Source organism: Dyella sp. (genome assembly GCF_036746095.1).
Lineage (GTDB): Bacteria > Pseudomonadota > Gammaproteobacteria > Xanthomonadales > Rhodanobacteraceae > Dyella_B.
This window is the reverse complement of sequence record NZ_DAIOEU010000072.1, coordinates 1-21,589: the sequence shown is the minus strand read 5'-3', so window position 1 is coordinate 21,589 and position 21,589 is coordinate 1. Positions and strand designations below refer to the sequence as shown.

Sequence of the window (21,589 nt, the reverse complement as noted above, 5' to 3'; positions counted from 1 at the left end):
TGAATCGTCTTCAGTCGGGGCTCTTCGCATGATCGAATTTCCCCGGACAGCAGTGAGCTTTCGCTGGAATGACGTCGTTTTTAGGTTTCCCGCAAGAACGGCGAAAAATTTCCCCGGACAGCAGTGCGCTTTCGCGGGAATGACGGCCGTTTGAGACGTTAGAGAGTAGGTGCCATCCGTCACACGCTGCGCCGGCTGCGCCGGTACTGATCGAACAACACGGCGAGCAGCAGAATGCCGCCGCGGATCAGGTATTGATAGAACGTCGGCACGTTCATCAGGCTCATCACGTTCTGCACCGCGCCCATGATCAGCACGCCCACCAGCACGCCGGAAATCGTCGCCACGCCGCCGGTAAGCGATACGCCGCCGAGCACGCAGGCGGAAATTACGCCGAGTTCCAGGCCCACCGACGTTTTCGGATCGCCCAGGCTCATGCGCGAGGCGAGCATCACGCCAGCGAAGCCGGTCACCAGGCCTTGCAGCACGAACACCATGATCTTGATGCGCGTCACCGGCAAACCGGCGAGCAGCGCCGCTTCGCTGTTGCCGCCCACTGCCAGCACATGCTTGCCGAACACGGTCTTGTTCAACAGGAAACCGAACACGACGAAGCCGACGATGTTGCTCCAGATCGGATACGAAATGCCGAGGAAGGAGTCGCTGCCAAGGGCAAAGAAGCTTTCCTGCGAAATCATCACCGCATCGCCGTTGGACGTGATATAGGCGAGGCCGCGCACCGCCTCCATCATGGCCAGCGTGGCGATCAGCGAGTTGATCCTGAAGCGCGCAACCAGCACGCCGTTGACCAGTCCCACCGCACCTCCGGCCAGGATGCCGGCGGCAACGCCCAGCGCCACGCTATGCGTCTGCGTGATGACGGTGGCAGCCACCACGCCGGCAAACGCCACGATGGATGCGACCGACAGGTCGACCTCGCCCAGCGCCAGCACGAGCATCATGGTGACGGCAATCGAACCGATCAGCGTGACGGAAAGCAGCAGGCCCTGGATGTTACGCGTGGTGAGGAAATCCGGCACCGTCGCCGACAACACCACGAACAACACGACGAAGGCCACCACGATGCCCGACTTGTTGAGCATGTTCCATGCGCGCACGCGCATCGGCACAGCGGGCGGCAGGGACGCCTGGGTGCTGGACGGGGTTTCCTCGGGTTGCATGGTTTGGCTCATCTTTGGCTCATCTGAAGTGCGTCAGCGCGGCAGCGCCATCTTGATCAATTCGCCGGGCGTCGCCTCGGTCTTCGGTACGTCGCCCACGATGCGCCCTTCGCGCATCACGATGATGCGGTCGGCGACGCCGATCACTTCCGCAAGATCGCTCGACACCATCAGCACGCTGCGCCCCGCTTCGGCCAACTCGTAGAGCAGATGGTAGATCTCGGCGCGTGCACCGACGTCGATGCCGCGTGTGGGCTCGTCCATCAGGAACACTTCGATGCGCTCGGCCAGCCAGCGCGACAAGATCACCTTCTGCTGGTTGCCGCCGGACAGCGTGCCGATGGCGGTGTCGCCGTTGCGGGTCTTGATGGCGAGCTTGCGGATGTAGTCCTGCGTCAACGCACGCTCGCGCCTGGCGTCGAGCAGAAATCCGCCGCGGCAGAAATGGCGGCGCGCGCTGAGGTTGAGGTTGTCGGCCACCGAGGCGATCGCGACGATGCCTTCTTTCTTGCGGTCTTCCGGGCAGAGCGCGATGCCGGCGCGCACGGCATCGCGCGGGCTGCGGAAGTTGACACGCTTGCCGGCGAGTTCGACGTGACCTTCGCCGGCGCGCGTTGCGCCGTAGATCAACTTCATCAACTCCGACCGGCCGGCACCGACCAGGCCGAAGAAGCCGACGATTTCGCCGCGCCGTGCAGTGAAGGATGCGGGTTCGGCGAGGCCAGGCCCCATCAATCCCTTGGCTTCGAGCAGCACCTCGCCGGCAGCACGCGGGCGATAGCCGTAGACGTCGGCGATCGGCCGGCCCACCATCGCGGTGATCAGTGCATGGCGATTGACGTTGGCCATCGATTCGAACGTCTGGATATGCTTGCCATCGCGAAATACCGTGACGCGGTCGCATAGCGCATCCACTTCTTCCATGCGGTGGGTGACGTAGATGATCGCGCGCCCGTCATTGCGCAACGCCTTGATGATGCGAAACAGGTTCTCGGTTTCGCGTGCGGAGAGTGAACTGGTAGGTTCATCGAAAGCGATCACGCGCGCATCGCGCATCAGCGCCTTGCCGATCTCGATCATCTGGCGCTGGCCGATGGAGAGATGTTTCACCGGCGTGCGTGGATCGACGTGTTCGCCGAGCCGCTTGAGTTCGCTCACGGCGCGCGCGATCAATGCGCGCTTGTCGACGACGCCGAGGCGGTGAGGCAGCTGGCCGAGCATCAGGTTGTCGGCGACCGTCAACTCGGGCACCAGGTGCAGTTCCTGGTAGATGATGGCGATGCCGGCGTCGATCGCTGCGCGTGTGTTGGTGAAAACGTGGGTGACGCCATTCAAGCTCAGCGTGCCGCCCTGCGGATGGTTGACGCCGGATAGCACTTTCAACAGCGTGGATTTGCCGGCGCCGTTTTCGCCCATCAGGCCGTGTACTTCGCCGGCGCGCACTTGCAGCGATACGCCATCGAGCGCGCGCACGCCGGGGAAGCTCATGGTGATGCCGTCGAGTTCCAGGTAGGCGGGGTGAGCTGGTTGGATGGCTGCGGTTGCGTGCGTCATGGGATCAATGTTGTGTATTTGCTCTACCAAAAGGCCTCAGGTTTGCAAGGAGCGGGCTCTTGCCTCACCGTCATTCCGGCGAAGGCCGGAATCCAGTAGAAACACGTTGTGCGCAGCACTCAACATAAATGGTTTTGTGTGCTTCGCACGTCATATTTGAACTGGATTCCGGCCTTCGCCGGAATGACGAGCGTCAGGTTTGCGGCGAGGTTCAAATACCCAGCTCCTGCCGCACCTTCTGCCAATTGTCACGCGTCATCAACGCCCCCGCCGTCTGCGTATCCGCTGGCGGCTCTTTCCCGGTGCGAATCCAATCGACCAGGTTCTGCGCGCTATCCCGGCCATGATTGGTCGAACTCACCGCAATGGTGCCGTAAAACCCGGTGGGTTCTTTCTTCTGGAACTCCGCAAACGCTTCGCCGGCGCCGTTGATGCCCACGCCGATCACGTCCTCGGCCGGTATGTGCAACTGCTCCGTCGCACGCACGGCGCCGAGCACGGTTTCTTCGTTGAGTGCGTAAATCACCCACTTCTTGATATCCGGATGCTGCGCAAGCACCGGTGATGCCGCGTTGAAGCCACCCTCGTCATCGGTCGTCCGTTGCGGCGCGTCGAAGATGTTTTCCTTCTTGAAGCCGCTGGCCAGCAGCGTCTCGGTGGCGCCATCGGTGCGCTGCTTGGCGGTCGGCAGCTGGTCGTCGGTGATGCGCAGCGCGCCTACTTCTTCCGGTTTCCAGCCGCGCCGTTTCATTTCATCGGCGATGGCCTGGCCGACCTGGTTGCCGATCTTGATGGACGACATGCCCAAGTGCGGCACCCCTTCGAGCGGTTTGCCGGTGCCGTCGACCAAGCGGTCGTCCACCGTGACGAACTTCATGTCGTATTGCTTGGCATGGGCGCGAATCGCCGGCCCCAGGCGCACGTCAGGCGCGCAGATCACGAAGCCCTGCGCGCCTTGGGCGCCGAGGTTGTCGATGGCGGCAAGCACTTTCTCGCCATCCGGCGTGCCGATACTCACCACCGAGAAGCCTTCCTTCTTGCCAAGTTCGGTGGCGGCTTTCTCTTCGTTGATGAACCATGCCTGCTCCGGCATTTTCACCAGGAAGCCGATCTTGATGGGTGCATCGGCGTGATGGCACGCGCCGATGCCGAGACAGGCCATGGCCATAAGCATGGCGCGGAAAGCGTGGCGATGGATCTTGCGGCTCATGTTGCAGTCTCCCCAGACATAACGATAGCGATGGCGGTCAGTGGCCGAACGCTTCCACGCCGATGTGTTTTCCCAGCAGGAAGGCATCGGCGACCAGGCGCAGCGGACGCACGTCGACGTCGTCGATGCGGTGCGCGATCAGCGAATGGAAGCGCTCGTACAGCGCCGGATATTCGCGCTCGGCGCCGAGTTCCACCGGCTTGCCGGCAATCACCAGGCGCTTGCCGCCTTCGCTGAGCGCGAGCAGGCCGTCGGTGGTGTCGACATCGATTTCCCATTGTTCGACCGGGCCATGGCGCCAGTCGAACTCCGCGCGCACCGGTACGCCGTCGGCATCGATGCAATCCAGCTCGGCGGCGATCGGCGTGGCGCAATCGCTGGGAATATGCAGCGCGGCATCGCGCAGCAGCACGTCTCGGGGCAGGATTTCCGTGACGATGGACAAGGCATTGATGCCCGGATCGAACACGCCCAGGCCACCCGGTTCCCAGATCCATTGCTGGCCCGGATGCCAGCGGCGCACGTCTTCTTTCCAGCGTACGTGCACGGAACGCAAGGTACGGTTGGCGAGCCAGGCGCGTGCCGGCTCGACCGCGCTGCCGTAGCGCGAATGCCAGGTGGCGAACAGCGTGCGGCCTTGCTTATGCGCGAGCGCACGCAGCGCTTCCACTTCGCTCACACCCGCGCCGGGCGGCTTTTCCAGCATCACGTGCTTGCCCGCGAGCAATGCGGCGCGTGCCTGTTCGTAACGTACCTGCGGCGGTGCGCACAGCGACACGGCGTCCAGCGCCGGCTCGGCGGCGAGCAGCGCATCGATATCCGGGTAGTTGCGCACGTGCTCGACCTGCGCGTTGCGGCTGGCAGCCGCAACGAGGCGGAAGCCCGGGTTTGCCGCGATGGCGGGCAGATGCTGGTCACGGGCGATCTTGCCGACGCCGACGATACCTACGGTGTAGCACGCGTTCTGTTCTGTCATTTACTTACCCCAATGCAAGACGAGCGGATCAAGCCTGCGAGCGATGGCGATCAGCTCGGCACGCGTGTCCGGGTGCATCATGGGCAGCGGATGGCGTGGCCGTTCGCAGGCAATCACGCCACCTTCCTTCATTAGCGCCTTGCAGGCAAGCATGCCGGCCTGGCGGTTTTCGTGGTTGATCAGCGGCAGCCACTTTTGATATTGCGCGAACGCGTCGTCATGGCGGCCTTCGCGGTGCGCCTCGATGATCGGGCGGATGCCATCGGGATAGCCGCCGCCGGTCATCGAGCCGGTGGCGCCGGCATTCAAATCCGCGAGCAGGGTGATCGCCTCCTCGCCGTCCCATGGACCTTCCACCGCATCTCCCGCGAGGCGCAGCATTTCACGCAGCTTGTTGGCGGCGCCGGGTGTTTCGATCTTGAAGTAGGCCACGTGCTCGATCTCACGCGCCATGCGTGCCAGGAACGCGGCGGAGAGCGGCGTGCCGCTGGCTGGCGCATCCTGGATCATGATCGGGATATTGATGGCGTCGGAAACGCGTGCGTAGAAGTCGTAGATCTGCAGCTCCGGCACGCGGAAGGTGGCGCCGTGATAAGGCGGCATCAGCATCACCATCGCCGCGCCCTGTTCCTGCGCGCGTTTGCTGCGCGCGGCGCTGATGCTGGTGCCGTAGTGGGTGGTGGTGACGATCACCGGCACGCGGCCGGCGACGTGTTCGAGCACGGTGCGCGTGATGAGCTCGCGCTCGTCGTCGGAAAGGGAGAACTGTTCGGAGAAGTTGGCCAGGATGCACAGGCCGTCGGAACCGGCGTCGATCATGAAATCGACGGCGCGCTTCTGGCTGGACAGGTCCAGTTCGCCGGTTTCGGTGAAGGTGGTGGGCACGACGGGGAAGATGCCGCGGTAGCGGGGTGTGCGGCGGGTATTTGTTGATTCAGTCATCCTGTTTCCTTCATGTCTTGCAGCCAACCTCATGACGGCCGTGGGGGAGGGCAAACGTCATGGACATATACATATGCCGCTAGGGTTTGTTCGCAGCTTCCGGCTTGCCGGCAAACCGCCGCCGCAAGCCCAACGGATTGCCATCACGCACCGCCTCCGGCAACAGTTCATCCGCAAAATTCTGATAACACACGGGCCGCAGGAAACGCTCGATCGCCGCCGTGCCTACCGAGGTGCTGCGCCCATCCGACGTGGCGGGAAACGGCCCACCATGCACGATCGCGTCGCACACTTCCACGCCGGTGGGAAAACCGTTCGCCAGCACACGCCCGGCCTTGCGTTCGATCAATGGCAGCAGCGAGCGCGCGAGTTCGGCATCGCTCGGTTCCATATGCAGCGTGATGGTGAGCTGCCCTTCGAGCTTGCGCAGCACGGTGCGCAGTTCGGCTACATCCGCGCATTCCACCAACACACTGCTGGGGCCGAACACTTCGTCCCCCAGCGAGAGGTCGGCGAGCAGATCGCTCGCGCGCACGCGCAGCAGTGCCGGCTGCGCGCGATCCGGTGCGCTGGCGCCACGTGCGAGTGTGGTCACCTGGGGATGCTGCGTGAGCTTTTCGATGCCGCGTTCGTACGCGCGCAAAATGCCGGATGTAAGCATCACGCCCGCCGGCGCGGCGCTGAATTCGCGCGCGGCGTGCGTGGCAAAAGCTTCGAAATCGGCGCCGGTCAAACCGATCATCAAACCCGGATTGGTACAGAACTGCCCGCAACCAAGCGTGGCCGACGCGGTGAACTCGCGAGCCAGTGCTTCTCCGCGCACGGCCAGCGCACCCGGCAGCAACAGGTTGGGATTCACGCTGCTCATTTCGGCGTAGACGGGAATCGGTTCGTGCCGCGCCGCCGCCAGTTTCACCAGCGCCAATCCACCCGCGCGCGATCCGGTAAAACCCACCGCGCGTATCGCCGGGTGTTGCACGAGCGCGCTGCCTGTTTCATGGCCCGCATCGAACAGCAACGCGAACACGCCGGCAGGCAAGCCCGACGCGGCCACCGCTTGCTGCAACGCGCGGCCGATCAATTCGGATGTGCCCGGATGCGCCGGATGCGCCTTCACTACCACCGGGCAACCTGCCGCGAGCGCGGATGCCGTATCGCCACCGGCCACCGAAAACGCCAGCGGGAAATTGCTCGCGCCGAACACCGCGACCGGCCCCACGCCGATACGCCAGAAGCGCAGGCTGCTGCGCGGCGGCTGGCGTTCGGGCAGGGCGGGTTCGATGCGCGCGTCCAGCGCGTCGCCGCTTCGCACGAGCGTGGCGAACATGCGCAATTGATTGGCCGTGCGAGCGCGCTCGCCTTCCAGACGCGCGCGGGGGAGGCCGGTTTCGGCCATGGCGCGTTCGATCAAGGCATCGCCGAGGGCTTCGATGCGGGTGGCGCAGTCATCCAGGAACTGCGCGCGTTTTTCCAGGGGCAGGGCGCGGTAAACGTCGAAGGCTTCATCGGCGAGTTCGCAGGCGCGGTCGACATCGGCGCTCGATGCGCTATGGAAGGTGGGTTGTGCGATGGGTGTGTTGGTGGCTGCATCGGAGGCGTGGAAGGCGGTGCCTGCGCCGCGTTGGGCTTGGCCTGCGATGAGCGATTCGCCGGTGAGGGAAGTCATGATGTTTTACCTGCGTGGCTGCAATGCGCCGAACTTGGGGATGTTGCGGCTGCGGGGAGTTCCAGGCTCGTCATTCCGGCGAAGGCCGGAATCCCGTCTTAATACGACGTGCGAAGCACACAAAACCTTATGTTGTGTGCTGCGCACGTCATTTTTCACTGGATTCCGGCCTTCGCCGGAATGACGAATGGGGGTTTGCGGCGAAGGGGATGCGTTCGAGTTCATGCAGTTCACGCACTCACCTCAATGCGAATGCCTCGGCACGCCGGCACCGCGCTTGCCCACCAGGAAATCCAGGTCGCAGCCTTCGTCCGCCTGCAACACGTGATCGATATAAAGCCGCGCGTAGCCGCCTTTGCCTTTTTGGTCCGCCACGCCCGGCGCAGCCGAAGGATCGATCTCACGCAAACGCCGCGCGAGTTCCTCGTCGCTGATATCTAGATGCAACCGTCCGGCCTCGCAATCCAGCTCGATCCAGTCGCCATTGCACACTGCCGCGAGCGGACCGCCTGCAGCCGCTTCGGGCGCCACGTGCAACACCACCGTGCCGTACGCGGTGCCGCTCATGCGCGCATCGGAAATGCGCACCATGTCCTTCACGCCTTGGCGCAGCAGCTTGGGCGGCAAACCCATGTTGCCGACTTCGGCCATGCCCGGGTAACCGCGCGGGCCGCAGTTTTTCATCACCAGGATGGAATCCTTGTCGACGTCGAGCGCTTCGTCGTTGATGGCGGCCTTATAGTGATCGAAGTTTTCGAACACCACGGCACGGCCGCGATGCTTGAGCAACTCCGGCGTCGCCGCCGAAGGCTTCAACACCGCGCCGTTCGGCGCAAGATTGCCGCGCAGGATGCAGATGCCGCCATCGGCAATCAGCGGATGGTCGAGCGGACGGATCACTTCGTCATCAAAAATCGGGGCTTCGCGCACGTTGTCCCAGATCGACTTGCCGTTGACCGTCAAGGCATCCGGATGCGGCAGGCGCTTGGCTTCGCCCAGCCGGCGCAATACAGCGGGCAAGCCGCCGGCGTAATAGAACTCCTCCATCAGGAAGCGTCCCGACGGCTGCAGGTCGACCAGGGTAGGAGTGTGGCGGCCGATGCGCGTCCAGTCTTCCAGTTCCAGCGGCACGCCGATGCGGCCCGCGATCGCTTTGAGATGGATCACCGCATTGGTCGAACCGCCGATCGCCGCATTGGTGGCGATCGCGTTTTCGAAGGCCTCGCGCGTGAGGATCTTCGACAGCGTCAAGTCTTCCAGCGCCATCTGCACGATGCGAATGCCCGACATGTGCGCGAGCACGTAGCGGCGCGCATCCACCGCGGGAATCGCCGCATTGTGCGGCAGCGATACGCCGAGCGATTCGGCCATGCAGGCCATCGTCGAGGCCGTGCCCATGGTGTTGCAGGTGCCGGCCGAGCGCGACATGCCTGCCTCGGCGGAAAGGAAATGATGCAAATCGATCTCGCCCGCCTTCAGCGCTTCATGCAAGCGCCACACGGCGGTGCCGGAGCCGATGTTCTTGCCTTCCAGCTTGCCGTTGAGCATGGGGCCGCCGGTGACCACGATCGCCGGCACGTCGGCGCTTGCCGCGCCCATCAATAAGGCCGGCGTGGTCTTGTCGCAGCCGCACATCAAGACCACCGCATCGATGGGGTTGCCGCGGATCGCTTCTTCCACGTCCATGGCGGCGAGGTTGCGCGTCAGCATCGCCGTGGGGCGCAGGTTTGATTCGCCGTTGGAAAACACCGGGAATTCCACCGGGAAACCGCCAGCTTCGTAAACGCCGCGCTTGACGTGCTCGGCCAGCTTGCGGAAGTGCGCGTTGCAGGGTGTGAGCTCCGACCACGTGTTGCAGATGCCGATGATCGGCCTGCCGTCGAACTCGTGATCGGGAATGCCCTGGTTCTTCATCCAGCTTCGATACATGAAGCCGTTCTTGTCCGTGGTGCCGAACCACTGGTGAGACCGCAACTTGGGTTTGTTAGCCGACATGGTCCGTAATGGGGGGTAGACGGGGCTCCTGCAGTCTAGGAACAAGGGCGATAACCTTCCAATAAGAAATTGGAACCCTCCTATATCCGGATCGATATCAGTGCCCAGCGATAGTAACGCTCGCGAAAACCTCAAATAGGCCGGGTTACCCCAGACTTGATCAGATATTTTGCTTGTTGTCGACGCGGGAAGGCTAATAAATGCGTGAAGCCAGTCCCCTCTCCCCTCCGGGGAGAGGGCCAGGGTGAGGGGCTGGGCTTGCGGGAAACCAACCGACGTGCGTGAGGTTTGGATTTTGAATCCCGCAAGGAGCTGACTTCCCGCGAGGTTCACCCCTCACCCCAACCCTCCCCGGAGGGGAGCGGGAGTTAAGGCAACACTGATCAAGCCTGGGATAACCCAACCTACACAGCCTGCTACCACGGCACCGTCCGCCCAAGATAATCCAGGTACTGCAACCCAGGTTTCCCACGCGCACCGAGCAAGGTGTTCACCACATTGGGAATGCTTTCCTCAACGGTCAACGGTGCATCCGCTCCGCCCATGTCCGTGCGAACCCAGCCCGGCGCCATCAACACCATCGCCCGCCCATCCCGGTGCCGCGCGGCAAAGCTCCGCATGAACGTGTTCAGCGCGGCCTTGCTGCCGCGATATACCTCGCGCATGCCGTTGGTATTGTTCGAGACGCTGCCTTGGCCGGACGACATCACGCCAACCATGCCGTCGTCGGCAACGAGCCCGTAGAGCGCTTCCACCACACGCATGGGACTCAGCGCATTGGTCACCATCACGCGGATGAATTCTTCGGTCGGCACCTCGCCGATCGTTTCTTGCGGATTGTTGGTCACCCCTGCATTGACGAACAGCATGTCGAAGGTTTTCCCGGCCAGGCGAGCATGAAGCGCGGCGATTTGGTCGGGCATCGTGATATCGACATGCTCGATATGGACACGCTCCGGCAGGCGTTGCGATAGCCCGTGCAATGGCGTATCGGCCGAATTCCGCGTTGTGCCCATCACATGCCAGCCGCGTTTCACAAGCTCCTCCGCCATGGCATGGCCAAGCCCGCGTGAGGCGCCAATGATCAATGCTGTTTGGTGCGCTGTTGTCGTCATGCGTTTTACCTGCCCGAACACGATAGCTTGTCGTCAAACTAGAATACGAACAAACATTCGCATTCACTATTCGCGTTTGAGGGGCTTTTATGGCAACGCGCAAAAAACCCGTCATTTCCGCGCGAAAAAAGCCTAGCCAGGCGCGCTCCACGCAACTCGTCGCGGATATTCTCGAAGCTGCCATTCGCGTTCTCGTGCGCGATGGCGCACCGCGTTTCACGGCCGCGCGCGTCGCCGAAACCGCCGGCATCAGCGTGGGGTCGCTGTATCAATACTTTCCGAACAAGGAGGCGATCCTGTTTCGGTTGCAGGCGGAAGAATGGCGGCAAACCATGGATCGGCTCGAGCGCATCCTTGGCGAGGCGAGCGTGCCACCGCCCGAGCGGCTGAAGACCGCCGTGGAGGTGTATTTCCGCTCCGAATGCGATGAAGCGGCCTTCCGCATCGCGCTGGAAGACGCCGCGCCGCTGTACCGCGACGCGCCCGAGTCGCGCAGCCATGCCGAACAGGGCCGCCAGCTGATGGAAAACTTCATGCGCGACGCACTACCCCATGCATCCGTGCAAGAGCGCGTGTTTGCGGCAGACATGATCGGCACCGTCATGTCCGCGGTCGGCAAGACCATCTCCAGCCAGGACCGCGCCCGCGCCGAGATCGACAGGTTCGCGGCGGCGATGGGCGAGATGTTCTGCGCCTATCTGTTCCGCAACGACAAGGCCAGCTGAAAGCTTTTGCTATCCACACTGGCAGGCTCCCGCGCGTAAAGCGCCGTATTGGCCAGACTCTCGGCAGTTGCTCCGGCCGATGGTCCCTGCTACCTATGTGCCCACACATTCAAGGCGGGAGGATATATGCGCCAACTGCATTGGAATTGGGTGGTGTGTGCAGCGTTGATCACGTTGCCCATGCAGGTGCGGGCAGGGCAGGAAGTGGGAGATTACCGCGGACTGCCACAGGACCTTGCCGCCGCCGCAACAGCCTATGATCTTGCGCAGCTCAAATCCGATCGACCCGCGCTCGAGCGACTGCTGGCGGATGATTACGTGTTGGCGGGCACGAACGGCAAGAACCAGACCAAGGCGGAAGACATCGCCAGTGCGACCGATCCCGATGTGAAAACCACTTATGTCGCCATCAGCCAACAAGTGCGCAAGGTTTGGCCCAATGGCGCCGTGCTTGGCGGCATAGTCGATGCCAAGGGAACCAGCCACGGCAAGCCATTTGCGATGCACGCGCGTTTTGTCGACGTGTGGGCGAAACGCGATGGCAAATGGCAGGTGATCTTCACCCAGATTCACAACGCGGCATAAAGGCAACACTGATCAAGTATCGCCGTCGTCACCCGCTGGCGAACATCAATACTCGCCATAGCGCCCTTGCACCGATTTCAGCAACGACTGCGTGTCGTAACCCACGCCATCCTTGAACACGGTTTCGACATGCTCGATGTCGTCAATATGCTGCGCGGGATTGCCTTTCACTATCACCAAGTCGGCGTCCTTGCCTGCAGCGATAGAGCCGATACGGTCCTGCAAGCCTAGATAAAGCGCACCGTTATAGGTGGCGATATGAATCGCCTGCACCGGTGTGAAACCTTCCTTGACCAGCAACTCCACTTCGCGCAGGTCGCCGAAGCCGGGCACGATGCCACCGTTGCCGGTGGGGTCCGGGCCGGCCAACAGCAAGCCACCGGCTGCGACGAACTCGCGCTCCATCGCCATGCCGTGCTGGAACGTGATGGCGCGCTGCTTCACCCGCTCGGGCGGCAGTGCATCCGCATGTGCACGCCACAGCAGGTAATCGTGTTTTGCCTGCGGGCTGAGCATGGCCAAGACCTGCGGCCCAAGCGAACGATGCGGCAGATCCTGTTCGAACACCGGCAGCGTCGACGTGATCGCCACATGGTGCGCGACAAGATCGTGGATCAGGCTTTTGGCATCGCTGCCTTGCGGATCCATCGCATGCAGCGTATCCATGCCGTCGGAAGCGGTGCACGTGTCCGGTGCCTTGCCTGGGTCGTGTTCGGTGTTGACGAAGAAGCCGTGCTCGAGATTGTCGATACCGATTTCAGCGGCTTGGCGGTAAGTGACCGCGCACAAATGGCCGGTAATCTTCAGCCCCAGGGCATGCGCCTCCTCCACGGCGGCTTTCAATTCGGCACGTGTCAGATCCATGTAAGCCTTGAACGACGTTACGCCTTGTTTCGCCCAGAACGCGACGGTTTCCTTCGCATCGCCCGGGTCGCGAATGGGATGCATCTGTATAAAGGGCGAATGGGAACCTTCCAGATACGGTCCCGTGATGTCCATATGTGGACCAGGCAGTTCGCCATGGTCGATGGCGCGCTTGAGATTGAGATCGGTATACGGCTCGACGCTGCCGGTAGTGCGCAGCGTAGTGACGCCATTGGCGAGATAAAGCCGCGGCGCGGAAAATGCCATTTCCGGCAAGAGCAGCGGCGGATCGCTGTGCAATGCCCCGTCGAGATTGGGCACTGCGATGTAGAAAAGATGATCGTGCATGCCGACCAGGCCAGGAAAGACGGTATGCCCGGACAGGTCGACGCGTTTGGCGCTGGCGGGAAGCGACATGTCGCTGGCGCCTACGGCGGCGATCTTGCCATTCTCGATCAAAATCGTCTGGTCATCGCGCGCGGGCGTGCCGGTGCCGTCGATCACGCGCACGTGCGTCAACGCGACCTCGGCAGCATTCACTCGCACGAACGGCTGCACGGCCTTGCCGGGCGCGGCGGCTTTCGGCAATACGATGGGAGCAAGGTCCAGCGTCGTGGCGCCCATGGCGCTCGCACCGATCGACACGGCTACCGCAGCTGCTATCACACGTCGCATGGCTACTCCTTCAGTCAGGCATGGCAAGCGTGAATCCCCTCGGCCCAAGGGCCGCCGGCACTATATCGCCGCGGGGTAGGGGTGTCGAACGAGGGCGAAACGGTACCCGCCAGGAGAAAAGGCGGCGCTGGAAAATACGAATATGAAAGCCTGGCGTTAGTCGTGACGGGATTGCGAAACGCCGCCATGGCGCCCAAGATTTGCCTACGCACCCAAGCACGAACCATGGCTTTGTATGATACGCGCCAAGTGTCGGGAAGGATGCGAGAAATAAATCTCAGGAAACGGACTCATACAGGGGGAAAATATGTCATTACGCAGGCTGTGGCTTTTGCCGCTGGTCATGTTGCTCGCCAGTTGCTCGACGGATCCGATCATGAAAGACACGGCCACGCTGCCCCCGCAGACCGGCATCATGGTCGCAAACGTCTTGGTATGGTCGGTGGGCGACGTGCCGTATCCGCCCGCCAGCATCAAAGTGGACAAGGTCCACGGCCTGTCCGCAGCAACCACACTCAACCTTCCCAGGCGAAACAACCTGATCGTGATTGAGCTTCCAGCAGGCGTATACAGCTGGACCGATCTGGAGCTGGGTTCTGTGGCAGGAGGGTCAACCTCGTACCGCATGCCCTTTACCATCGAGCCCGGGAAAATCAATTACGTGGGCGACCTGTTACTGACGCTGGACAGTTTTCATAAACCGGGCGGTAGTTTCAATTTCCGTATTGCCGATCAGTCCAAATACTGGCTGCCGATCGTGGCGAAGTACTATCCGCAGTTGTCGCATGCGTATCCCACGGTGGTTCATTTGACGGAAGATCACCGGGTGATGAATCGGATGCGGTAAGGGATGTGGCCCGCATAGCCAACACTTTTAGTGATGCGATTGCAGCTGGCAGCGATAAAGAGAGAACGCAGCCGACACATGCTTTTTTGAAGGACTTGGAAAGGGAGAGGTGAGACGGATTCTTCGGCCTCTTCTAAGCAAGGAGGCCCAGGCGCATATTTGAGCACAACGCTAAGGTCCGCTTTCAACTGTAGCGGACCTTGCCGGTAGCGCCAGGTTGGCGGCAAACATAGGTGATTGACGGATACGTTTGATCCGGTCGCAGGTAAGTGACGCCATGCCTGAGAAGCGAAGGACGGACACAGTGCCCAGGCCCGCTACAAACTCCCCGGGGCAGTTGTCGATTTCCGATCGTCAACTTCGTCGTCAATACATCCAACCCAAAGGAGTTCCCATGAAATACCTAGGCCTGGCGTACTTCACCCCCGAAAAATTCGCCGCGATGGCGCCAGATGACGTCAAGGCACTGGTAAGCCAATGCCCGCCACTGGACGAGAAGATGCGCGCTACCGGCAAGGTGCTGGTTTCCGCGTCGCTTGGCGATCTGGACGGCTGGAGAACGCTTCGTACACGCGGCGGCAAGATGCACATCAACGATGGGCCCTACACCGAGTCGAAGGAGGTGGTGGGCGGCCTGTTCATCATCGAGGCGGACAGCCATGACGAGGCGCTGCGCCTCGCATCCATGCACCCGGCCGCCATGCTGGGTGAAGAAGGCGAATGGGCCGTCGAGCTTATCCCCATGGATTTTTATCTGGCCCCATGAATACGCATGGGCGATGGGCCAGATCGTGTTTGGTTCCAATCCACCCGACCGGAAGTGCTGAGGTCCTTTGATATGTCCGCTTTCGACCAAAGCGGACATGTCTCGTTCGCAACATGCAAGCGGAACGCAGACGTCATATTTTTGCAGCAACGTGACGGCAGGGCATGTCACTCTCGTCGAAAGCAGCGTTAAGATGAACTCAAGATGCGCACATTTTCAGGAGATGGCATGTTCGATCACGTCGTATTTGGGGTTAGCGATTATGAGGCGAGCAAGGCATTCTTTCTCAAGGCGCTTGAGCCGCTCGGCATAGCGATCCTCCAGGAGAGGCCGGGAGGGATCGAACTAAGCTCGGACGGCAAAGTTTCCCTGTGTTTATTGCAAACCGAGGAGAAACCGTCGCATCTCCATCTGGCGTTCGTGGCCATGCATCGCGAGCAGGTGGATGCGTTCTATCACGCGGCCCTCGCTGCGGGTGGCAGCGACAATGGTCCGCCTGGGCTGCGCCCAAACTATAGCGGGAAATACTATGCGGCTTTCGTCATTGGTCCGGACGGACACAATATCGAAATGGTATGCCATGAGCCCGAAGACTGATGTTGAAGCTCCATCAGGCTTTTAAAAGTCTGCTTGCGATTCCCAAGCGATAAGCAGTGAACGCTCCAGATGTACGAGGGCTTCGCAGCGAAGCCGCAATCCAAGGGATTGAAAAAGCCCATGGGTTAGGCAAAGTCCAGCTCAAAGTAGCGTGTTCTATGTGTGCAAAGACAGGCCTACACGAGGTTTGCGATATGCAGTCGAGCCTTATTGCTATATTGCCATGCAATGATCTTGATCGTACCGAGGCGTTTTTCGCACGGCTTGGCTTCAAGTGCGAGCAAAGTAGTTCCGCAGACTATCGAATGCTTGCTGATGGATTGGGTGCTCAGATTCATCTGAATCTAGCTGTGGAAGGGTGGCTCGTGCCGGGAAGCAATCCATTCGGGCTCTACCTCTACCGCAAGGATGTAGACGAGCTTGCCGCAGCGTTTCATGGCGAAATCGACGGCGAGCCGAGTGACAAGCCATGGGGCATGTACGAGTTCGCTCTAAATGCTCCTGACGACATGCTGGTTAGAGTGGGATGGCCGACCCGTCTCCGCTAGCCGAAACTTAGCGCGTCAGCGAAGACGCGCGGCGGATTGTCACTCAAGAGTTGCGGCTGCACCTAGGGTCGGCAAGGCAGCAGGGAATCCTCCGACGCCAACTATCGAAGCAAGGATCGTCCGTGGGCTTCCAATGTCGATGAAGATGAAGGACACGGAGTTGCATGTATTCCCGCGTCAGCTTGTGCGCAGCGAGTCTAGGTGGCTTCGTATCAAGACGGTAGCTGGCTGGAACGATATTCCTAAAAGCTCTGCTTATTGCCCAACAGACGCCGCATAGTCAGCAATCTATGAACACCGTCCAGGCATGCGGTCAAGCTGACCCGGTCGGCAGCGGGGCGTTTGGCAGGGCAGGGGGCACCTCATGTCGAAATGTCGATTGATCGTTCGTCGCTGGGATGGAAGCGTGCTTAGCTAGAGCAGTCACGGGATAGCCCAGGGTGCTACATAACTAAGCGTCGTCGTCCGGTGAATGCCGCAGCTCGGTACCCCAACGATACTCACCCAGTGGAGACTTACGATGACCATCACCATTACCGCCTTTGAACGCTCGCCCGATGGCGGCAAGGGGCTGGCACGCGATACGCGTGTTCGGTGGGCGCTTGAAGAAGCCGGCCAGCCTTACGAGGTTCGCCTGCTTTCGCCCCGTGCAATGAAAGCGCCTGCGCATCTGGCGTTGCACCCTTTCGGCCACATTCCCACCTATGAAGAAGGCGATCTTGCGCTGTTCGAGTCGGGTGCGATCGTCTTTCATATCGCCGAACAGCATGGGGGTTTGTTCCCGCGCGATGCCAATGCCAGGACGCGAGCCATCATGTGGATGTTTGCAGCGGTCAACGAGGTGGAGCCGCCGATTCTTGAGCTCGTCACCGTCAAGTTTGTGGAAGGCGATAGACCCTGGGCGAAGGAACGCATGCCGCTGGTCGCCGATCGCATCCGTCACCGGCTCGGCCAGCTTTCCACTCATCTGGGCGATGCCGAATGGCTCGATGGCGGGTTCAGCGCGGGTGATCTGATGATGGTGTCCGTGCTGCTGCGGACGAGGCCGTCAGGCATCCTCGATGAGTTTCCCAATCTGGCTGGCTATGTCGCCCGCGGTGAAGCGCGGCCTGCGTATCAGCGTGCTTTTGCTGCCCAATTGGCGATCAACGCCGCTCCGCTGGCAGCTGGTTGACGGCAGGGGATTGCGAACAATGATCACTGTGTTCGGCGAAGGAAGAGGGTTTCGCGTTATCTGGTTGCTGGAGGAGATGGGGCTTGCGTATCGGCTGAGGCCGGTGGATCTTCTGGCCGGTGTCGAGCAAGACACCGAGTTCCTCGCCGTCAATCCGGCCGGTTTCATACCGGCGATCCAAGACGGCGACGTCACCATGGTCGAGTCCATTGCCATCATGGAATATCTCATGGCTCGCTACGGCCCAACGCCGCTCGCACCCGCGCCACACGATCCTGCGTTTCCTGCTTACCAGCAGTTCCTGCACCTTGGGGAGGCCGGTCTTGCGGCGTCCATTTATTTCGTGGTGGGCGCCCGCAATTTTGCACCGGAATCGGAGCGGCAGAACTGGAGTGCAGGGCAAGCGCTAAGCGTTTTCGAGAGCCGCCTGACCTTGGTCACACGCCAGCTTGCGCGTACGCCCTATCTTGCGGGTGAGCGGTTTACCGCGGCCGATATTTCGGTGACCTACGCGCTGGAGCTGGCGCAAACAAGCGGCGGTGTCGTGCTCGGCGAAGTGGAGCGGGCTTATATGGCACGCACCAGCGCGAGAGAAGGCTATCAGCGTGCCATGGATACCTGCCAGTCGAGGAGGGCGTGGTTGGCGCAAGCGCCCACTCGATGAGGGCTGCGAGAACCGGTGCTTTTGGCGACAGGGCAGGGCATACTCATTCGCGCCTGCCTGATGCATCTCCTCCCCACTTTGCATGGAAGGATAGGACATGAAGCCTTCGCTGAAAGTCGTGATCGTGGCATTCATTGCCGCGCTTGCATCCCCGCTTGCCTTGGCGGCGACGCCTGAAGCATCGGCGACCGCGCCGGCGCAACATGCCGCCGCGTCTCCCTTGCTCGGCAGCTGGTCGTTGGACACCTCCCGCATGCGCATGCCACCCGGCCAGCGCCCGAAGAGCGTGATATTCACGTTCGGCAATGCGGGCGGCAACAAGTGGGACATGCGCGTCGATATCGTTTATGCGCCTGGCAACGAGGTTCATTCCTCGGGTGCAGCCGCGCTCGATGGAACGCCGTCTGTCGTCAAGAATAGCCCTGAGGCCGACACGGCAGCGATGGAATTGCCTTCGCCTGACGTGCTCGTCATGGCATTGCTGAAGAACGGCGTGCTGGTTTCCACGCGCATCTATGCGGTGCTGCCGGATAAACATAGCCTGGTCGAAACCGCGGTCTATCCGGGCAAAGATGGCGTGCCTGTCATGAAGACCAATTATTTCATTCGTGTTCACCAGGGCGGCTAGTCGTCTTTGGCGACGATATTTTCGAGCGATTCAATGTCCCTGATTCGTCATCCCAGTTTTCGCTGGGATGACGGAAAGCTGTAGGCATGCGCGGACCAGGATGTTGGGATCAGGCGACGCGTGGGGCTTTCGTTGCCGGCTTCTTGGTGGTGATCGCCAGTGAGGCCGGGCGTAGCGGCTGCGTCGTGGCTCCATCCTCAACCGCTTCGATCAACACTTGGCCCGCATCGTCCGTCGCTTGAATGATGACTTGCGCCAAGCCATTGAACAGCGAGCGCTTCGGCTCCTTGTCGCTTTCCAGGCAATTGGGGTTGCCGTTGCCGACGCCGATCAGTTGGCCCTTGCCGGAGATGCGGAAGGCGAGCTTGTTGTCCGCCGTCGGTACGAGCCGGCCGTGATCGTCGAGTGCTTCGGCGGTGATGATGGCGAGGTCTTGTCCGTCTGCCGTGATCTGGCGGCGATCGGCAGTCAGGCGGATTTTTTGCGCCGGGCCGGTGGTTTCGCGCTTTTCGACCAGTACGGTTTGGCCGCCACGCAGGCCGCGCGCTTCGATCACGCCAGGCGCGTAGGCGACCTTCCATTCGACATGCCCAAGATGCGGCACCTTCTTGCTGCCAAGGCTCTTGCCGTTGAGCAGCAGCTCGACTTCGTCGAGGTTGGTGTAGACCCATACCGAAATGTCCTGGCCTTCCTTGCCATGCCAATTCCAATGCGGGAATACGTGCAGGCTGGGCTCTTTCCTCCACCAGGCTTTGTAGTAGTAGAAATAATCCTTGGGAAAGCCGCAGGTATCGACGATGCCGAATTGCGAGCTGATGGACGGCCATCCATACGGCGTCGGTTCGCCGCGATAGTCGAAGCCGGTCCAGGCAAAGCCGCCGGCCAGCCATTCGCGCGTGCCGTAGAAGGTCCACCATTGCTCGGGCGTTTGTCCCCAGTCCACCACGCCGTCGTAGCTGTTGACGGTGTTCTTGCTCTTGTCGGAGGTGTATTCGCCGCGGGTGGAAATGGCGCTGGAGGTTTCCGAGCCAAACACCGCGCGCGTGGGATGTTTCTTGTGGAAATCGTCGGGAAAGTCGGTGTGGTAGTTGAAGCCGATGATGTCCAGCGCATCGGAGACGCCTTGCTCGTTGTCACCGTTGACGGCGGCGGAAACCACGCGCGTGGGATCGAGTTCGTGGCAGCGCTCCACCATGGCGGTGGCGATGCGCTTGCCTTGCGGCGCCATATCGCCTTTTTGCAGCTTCCATTCCTCGTTGCCGATCGACCAGATGATGATCGAGGGTGAGTTGCGATAGCGCTTCACCATGGTTTCAAGCTGCTCCATACCGCTCGGGTTGGAGCTCATCTGGCGCGTTTCGCACATCATCAGCATGCCCATGCGGTCGCATGCTTGGACCCACTCGGGCGTGGGCATGTTGTGCGAGGTGCGCACGGCGTTGCAGCCCATGCTTTGCAGCACGGCGATGCGGAAGGCTTGCAGGCGGTCGGGCAGGGCGGCGCCCACGCCGGCATGGTCCTGGTGGTTGCAGGTGCCCTGGATCTTGAGCGGTTTGCCGTTCAAGAAGAAGCCGTGGTCGGGGTCGAAACGGGCCGTGCGAACGCCGAATGGAATGTGCTCGCCGTCGCGCACGCTGCCGTCGACCAGCACTTTGACCTGTGCGGTGTAGAGATTGGGTTCGTCCGGCGACCAGAGTACGGGATGCTGAATGTTGGCGCTGGCGTGATAGTCCATCGATGCCTTTGGCGCAATGGCCTGCGCTGCCGACGTTGCCTGCGCCACCGTGCGGCCGGTGGCATCGACGATGGTCCATTCGAGCGAGGCATTGACCGGATACTCGTGCTCATTCTCCACCACAGTCGCCAGATCGAGCGCAGCTGCATCGCCCTGCACAGTAGGGCGCACCACGCTTTCCCATTTGCCCAGATGCACGGGATCGGTCTTGGTCAGCCACACATGGCGATAGATGCCAGCGCCTTCGTAAAACCAGCCGTCGCCGAAACTGGCATCGACACGGATGGCGATGACGTTCTCGTCGCCGTAGTTGAGGAAATCGGTCAGGTCGAAGCGGAACGAGGTATAGCCGTCGTCGTGGCGGCCGATGTAGCAGCCGTTGACGAACAGCATGATGTCGCGCATTGCGCCGTCGAATTCGATCCAGATGCGGCGTCCGCGATCGCTCTGGGGAAGGGTGAATGCGCGGCGATACCAGCCGACGCTGGTGGCCGGATAACGACGCCCTAGCGGTTTGTAGCCATGCGACGTCATGCGATTGTCTTCGTCGCCCTTGTCGTCATGCACGAAGGGCAGTTCGACCGCCCAGTCATGCGGCAGGTTCAATTTGCGCCAGTTGCCTGCATCGAATTGGGCGGTGGCGATCTTGAACGTGCCCGTCTTTGAGAAATCGCTCTGGTTGAAACCGAAGTTGAAGTCCTTGCTCGGGTCGTCGCCATTGCCGAAGGCGAACTGCCAGCCAAAATCCAGCAGCAACTGCTCGCGGGGCGCCAGGGCGGTCGTGCTTTGCGGCGGGAATGCCCAGGGCGGCGAGCCAGCCATGGCCTTGCCGTTGCTTGCCAGCACGAAGCGCGGCAGCAAGCCGGCGCCCACCAATCCAAGGCTTGAGATGACGAAAGTACGGCGGGTGATATCAACCATGCGAATCACAATCTCCAAAGGTGAGACTTGCGGGCACTGCCTTCCGACGCAGCACCATACCAAAGTTTGTGTAATTCGTGCCGGCCTTCGTCGACATGACGACAGCACGGGCAGGCTGGATGGAATCCCAGCATCACCATGGCTGGTCTAGCGAGAACTCGAAATTCGTCATTCCAGCGAAAGCTCATTAGTGTCCGGCACGGCTTTGCGAATCCGCAGCA

19 protein-coding genes are annotated in these 21,589 nt (G+C 61.4%); 9 read left to right on the top strand and 10 right to left on the bottom strand.

Translation table 11 applies throughout. From position 1 onward, the window contains the following. Positions 1–179: 179 nt before the first annotated feature. The 8 genes from araH to V7M64_RS19795 all read right to left on the bottom strand — a co-directional run bounded on the left by araH (position 180) and on the right by V7M64_RS19795 (position 10,639). Entirely contained in the window at positions 180–1,193 is a 1,014-nt protein-coding gene (gene araH / locus V7M64_RS19830; protein WP_333681593.1) for an L-arabinose ABC transporter permease AraH, read from the bottom strand. A gap of 21 nt (positions 1,194–1,214) precedes the next feature. Next, on the bottom strand, positions 1,215–2,735 hold the full coding sequence (gene araG / locus V7M64_RS19825) for an L-arabinose ABC transporter ATP-binding protein AraG (protein WP_333681591.1): 1,521 nt from the start codon (positions 2,733–2,735) through the stop codon (positions 1,215–1,217). 211 nt (positions 2,736–2,946) lie between these two features. Next, positions 2,947–3,945, bottom strand: a complete 999-nt coding sequence (locus V7M64_RS19820; protein WP_333681590.1) for an arabinose ABC transporter substrate-binding protein — start codon at positions 3,943–3,945, stop codon at positions 2,947–2,949. Positions 3,946–3,982: 37 nt separating this feature from the next. Next, the gene (locus V7M64_RS19815; RefSeq protein WP_333681589.1) at positions 3,983–4,921 is read right to left on the bottom strand and encodes a Gfo/Idh/MocA family oxidoreductase; all 939 of its coding nucleotides are present in this window, start codon (positions 4,919–4,921) and stop codon (positions 3,983–3,985) included. Further along, entirely contained in the window at positions 4,922–5,863 is a 942-nt protein-coding gene (locus tag V7M64_RS19810) for a dihydrodipicolinate synthase family protein (protein ID WP_333681588.1), read from the bottom strand. Positions 5,864–5,942: 79 nt separating this feature from the next. Then, entirely contained in the window at positions 5,943–7,529 is a 1,587-nt protein-coding gene (locus V7M64_RS19805) for an aldehyde dehydrogenase (NADP(+)) (protein ID WP_333681587.1), read from the bottom strand. 243 nt (positions 7,530–7,772) lie between these two features. Beyond that, positions 7,773–9,524, bottom strand: a complete 1,752-nt coding sequence (locus tag V7M64_RS19800; protein ID WP_333681585.1) for an IlvD/Edd family dehydratase — start codon at positions 9,522–9,524, stop codon at positions 7,773–7,775. A 416-nt stretch (positions 9,525–9,940) separates the two neighbouring features. Beyond that, complete coding sequence (locus tag V7M64_RS19795; protein ID WP_333681583.1) at positions 9,941–10,639, bottom strand: SDR family NAD(P)-dependent oxidoreductase; 699 nt, start codon at positions 10,637–10,639, stop codon at positions 9,941–9,943. 89 nt (positions 10,640–10,728) lie between these two features. Between V7M64_RS19795 and V7M64_RS19790 the strand changes: the two genes are divergently transcribed. Beyond that, positions 10,729–11,364, top strand: coding sequence for a TetR family transcriptional regulator (locus V7M64_RS19790; RefSeq protein WP_333681581.1), 636 nt, complete (start codon positions 10,729–10,731; stop codon positions 11,362–11,364). Positions 11,365–11,490: 126 nt separating this feature from the next. Beyond that, positions 11,491–11,949 carry a nuclear transport factor 2 family protein gene (locus V7M64_RS19785; protein ID WP_333681579.1) on the top strand — a complete coding sequence of 153 codons (459 nt, stop codon included), beginning with the start codon at positions 11,491–11,493 and terminating at the stop codon, positions 11,947–11,949. A 45-nt stretch (positions 11,950–11,994) separates the two neighbouring features. Here the strand turns inward: V7M64_RS19785 and V7M64_RS19780 are convergent, their stop codons facing one another. Continuing rightward, positions 11,995–13,488 carry an amidohydrolase family protein gene (locus tag V7M64_RS19780; protein WP_333681578.1) on the bottom strand — a complete coding sequence of 498 codons (1,494 nt, stop codon included), beginning with the start codon at positions 13,486–13,488 and terminating at the stop codon, positions 11,995–11,997. Between the two features lie 376 nt (positions 13,489–13,864). Here V7M64_RS19780 and V7M64_RS19775 point away from each other — a divergent pair, with 376 nt between their 5' ends. The 7 genes from V7M64_RS19775 to V7M64_RS19745 all read left to right on the top strand — a co-directional run bounded on the left by V7M64_RS19775 (position 13,865) and on the right by V7M64_RS19745 (position 18,712). Then, on the top strand, positions 13,865–14,335 hold the full coding sequence (locus V7M64_RS19775) for a hypothetical protein (protein WP_333681576.1): 471 nt from the start codon (positions 13,865–13,867) through the stop codon (positions 14,333–14,335). A 394-nt stretch (positions 14,336–14,729) separates the two neighbouring features. Then, on the top strand, positions 14,730–15,101 hold the full coding sequence (locus tag V7M64_RS19770) for a YciI family protein (protein ID WP_333681574.1): 372 nt from the start codon (positions 14,730–14,732) through the stop codon (positions 15,099–15,101). A gap of 228 nt (positions 15,102–15,329) precedes the next feature. Next, positions 15,330–15,698 carry a VOC family protein gene (locus tag V7M64_RS19765; protein WP_333681572.1) on the top strand — a complete coding sequence of 123 codons (369 nt, stop codon included), beginning with the start codon at positions 15,330–15,332 and terminating at the stop codon, positions 15,696–15,698. Between the two features lie 194 nt (positions 15,699–15,892). After that, on the top strand, positions 15,893–16,246 hold the full coding sequence (locus V7M64_RS19760) for a hypothetical protein (RefSeq protein ID WP_333681570.1): 354 nt from the start codon (positions 15,893–15,895) through the stop codon (positions 16,244–16,246). Between the two features lie 520 nt (positions 16,247–16,766). Further along, the gene (locus V7M64_RS19755) at positions 16,767–17,420 is read left to right on the top strand and encodes a glutathione S-transferase family protein (protein ID WP_333681568.1); all 654 of its coding nucleotides are present in this window, start codon (positions 16,767–16,769) and stop codon (positions 17,418–17,420) included. 19 nt (positions 17,421–17,439) lie between these two features. After that, positions 17,440–18,084 (top strand): glutathione S-transferase family protein, encoded by a 645-nt coding sequence (locus V7M64_RS19750; protein WP_333681566.1) that lies wholly within the window; start codon positions 17,440–17,442, stop codon positions 18,082–18,084. A 97-nt stretch (positions 18,085–18,181) separates the two neighbouring features. Further along, the gene (locus V7M64_RS19745; RefSeq protein WP_333681565.1) at positions 18,182–18,712 is read left to right on the top strand and encodes a hypothetical protein; all 531 of its coding nucleotides are present in this window, start codon (positions 18,182–18,184) and stop codon (positions 18,710–18,712) included. A gap of 109 nt (positions 18,713–18,821) precedes the next feature. Here the strand turns inward: V7M64_RS19745 and galA are convergent, their stop codons facing one another. After that, complete coding sequence (galA, locus tag V7M64_RS19740; RefSeq protein ID WP_333681564.1) at positions 18,822–21,368, bottom strand: beta-galactosidase GalA; 2,547 nt, start codon at positions 21,366–21,368, stop codon at positions 18,822–18,824. Positions 21,369–21,589: the final 221 nt, after the last annotated feature.

Coding starts and splice junctions, on each gene's coding strand:
- araH (WP_333681593.1), bottom strand. CDS start 1,193: ATGAGCCAAACCATGCAACCCGAGGAAACCCCGTCCAGCACCCAGGCG.
- araG (WP_333681591.1), bottom strand. CDS start 2,735: ATGACGCACGCAACCGCAGCCATCCAACCAGCTCACCCCGCCTACCTG.
- V7M64_RS19820 (WP_333681590.1), bottom strand. CDS start 3,945: ATGAGCCGCAAGATCCATCGCCACGCTTTCCGCGCCATGCTTATGGCC.
- V7M64_RS19815 (WP_333681589.1), bottom strand. CDS start 4,921: ATGACAGAACAGAACGCGTGCTACACCGTAGGTATCGTCGGCGTCGGC.
- V7M64_RS19810 (WP_333681588.1), bottom strand. CDS start 5,863: ATGACTGAATCAACAAATACCCGCCGCACACCCCGCTACCGCGGCATC.
- V7M64_RS19805 (WP_333681587.1), bottom strand. CDS start 7,529: ATGACTTCCCTCACCGGCGAATCGCTCATCGCAGGCCAAGCCCAACGC.
- V7M64_RS19800 (WP_333681585.1), bottom strand. CDS start 9,524: ATGTCGGCTAACAAACCCAAGTTGCGGTCTCACCAGTGGTTCGGCACC.
- V7M64_RS19795 (WP_333681583.1), bottom strand. CDS start 10,639: ATGACGACAACAGCGCACCAAACAGCATTGATCATTGGCGCCTCACGC.
- V7M64_RS19790 (WP_333681581.1), top strand. CDS start 10,729: ATGGCAACGCGCAAAAAACCCGTCATTTCCGCGCGAAAAAAGCCTAGC.
- V7M64_RS19785 (WP_333681579.1), top strand. CDS start 11,491: ATGCGCCAACTGCATTGGAATTGGGTGGTGTGTGCAGCGTTGATCACG.
- V7M64_RS19780 (WP_333681578.1), bottom strand. CDS start 13,488: ATGCGACGTGTGATAGCAGCTGCGGTAGCCGTGTCGATCGGTGCGAGC.
- V7M64_RS19775 (WP_333681576.1), top strand. CDS start 13,865: ATGAAAGACACGGCCACGCTGCCCCCGCAGACCGGCATCATGGTCGCA.
- V7M64_RS19770 (WP_333681574.1), top strand. CDS start 14,730: ATGAAATACCTAGGCCTGGCGTACTTCACCCCCGAAAAATTCGCCGCG.
- V7M64_RS19765 (WP_333681572.1), top strand. CDS start 15,330: ATGTTCGATCACGTCGTATTTGGGGTTAGCGATTATGAGGCGAGCAAG.
- V7M64_RS19760 (WP_333681570.1), top strand. CDS start 15,893: ATGCAGTCGAGCCTTATTGCTATATTGCCATGCAATGATCTTGATCGT.
- V7M64_RS19755 (WP_333681568.1), top strand. CDS start 16,767: ATGACCATCACCATTACCGCCTTTGAACGCTCGCCCGATGGCGGCAAG.
- V7M64_RS19750 (WP_333681566.1), top strand. CDS start 17,440: ATGATCACTGTGTTCGGCGAAGGAAGAGGGTTTCGCGTTATCTGGTTG.
- V7M64_RS19745 (WP_333681565.1), top strand. CDS start 18,182: ATGAAGCCTTCGCTGAAAGTCGTGATCGTGGCATTCATTGCCGCGCTT.
- galA (WP_333681564.1), bottom strand. CDS start 21,368: ATGGTTGATATCACCCGCCGTACTTTCGTCATCTCAAGCCTTGGATTG.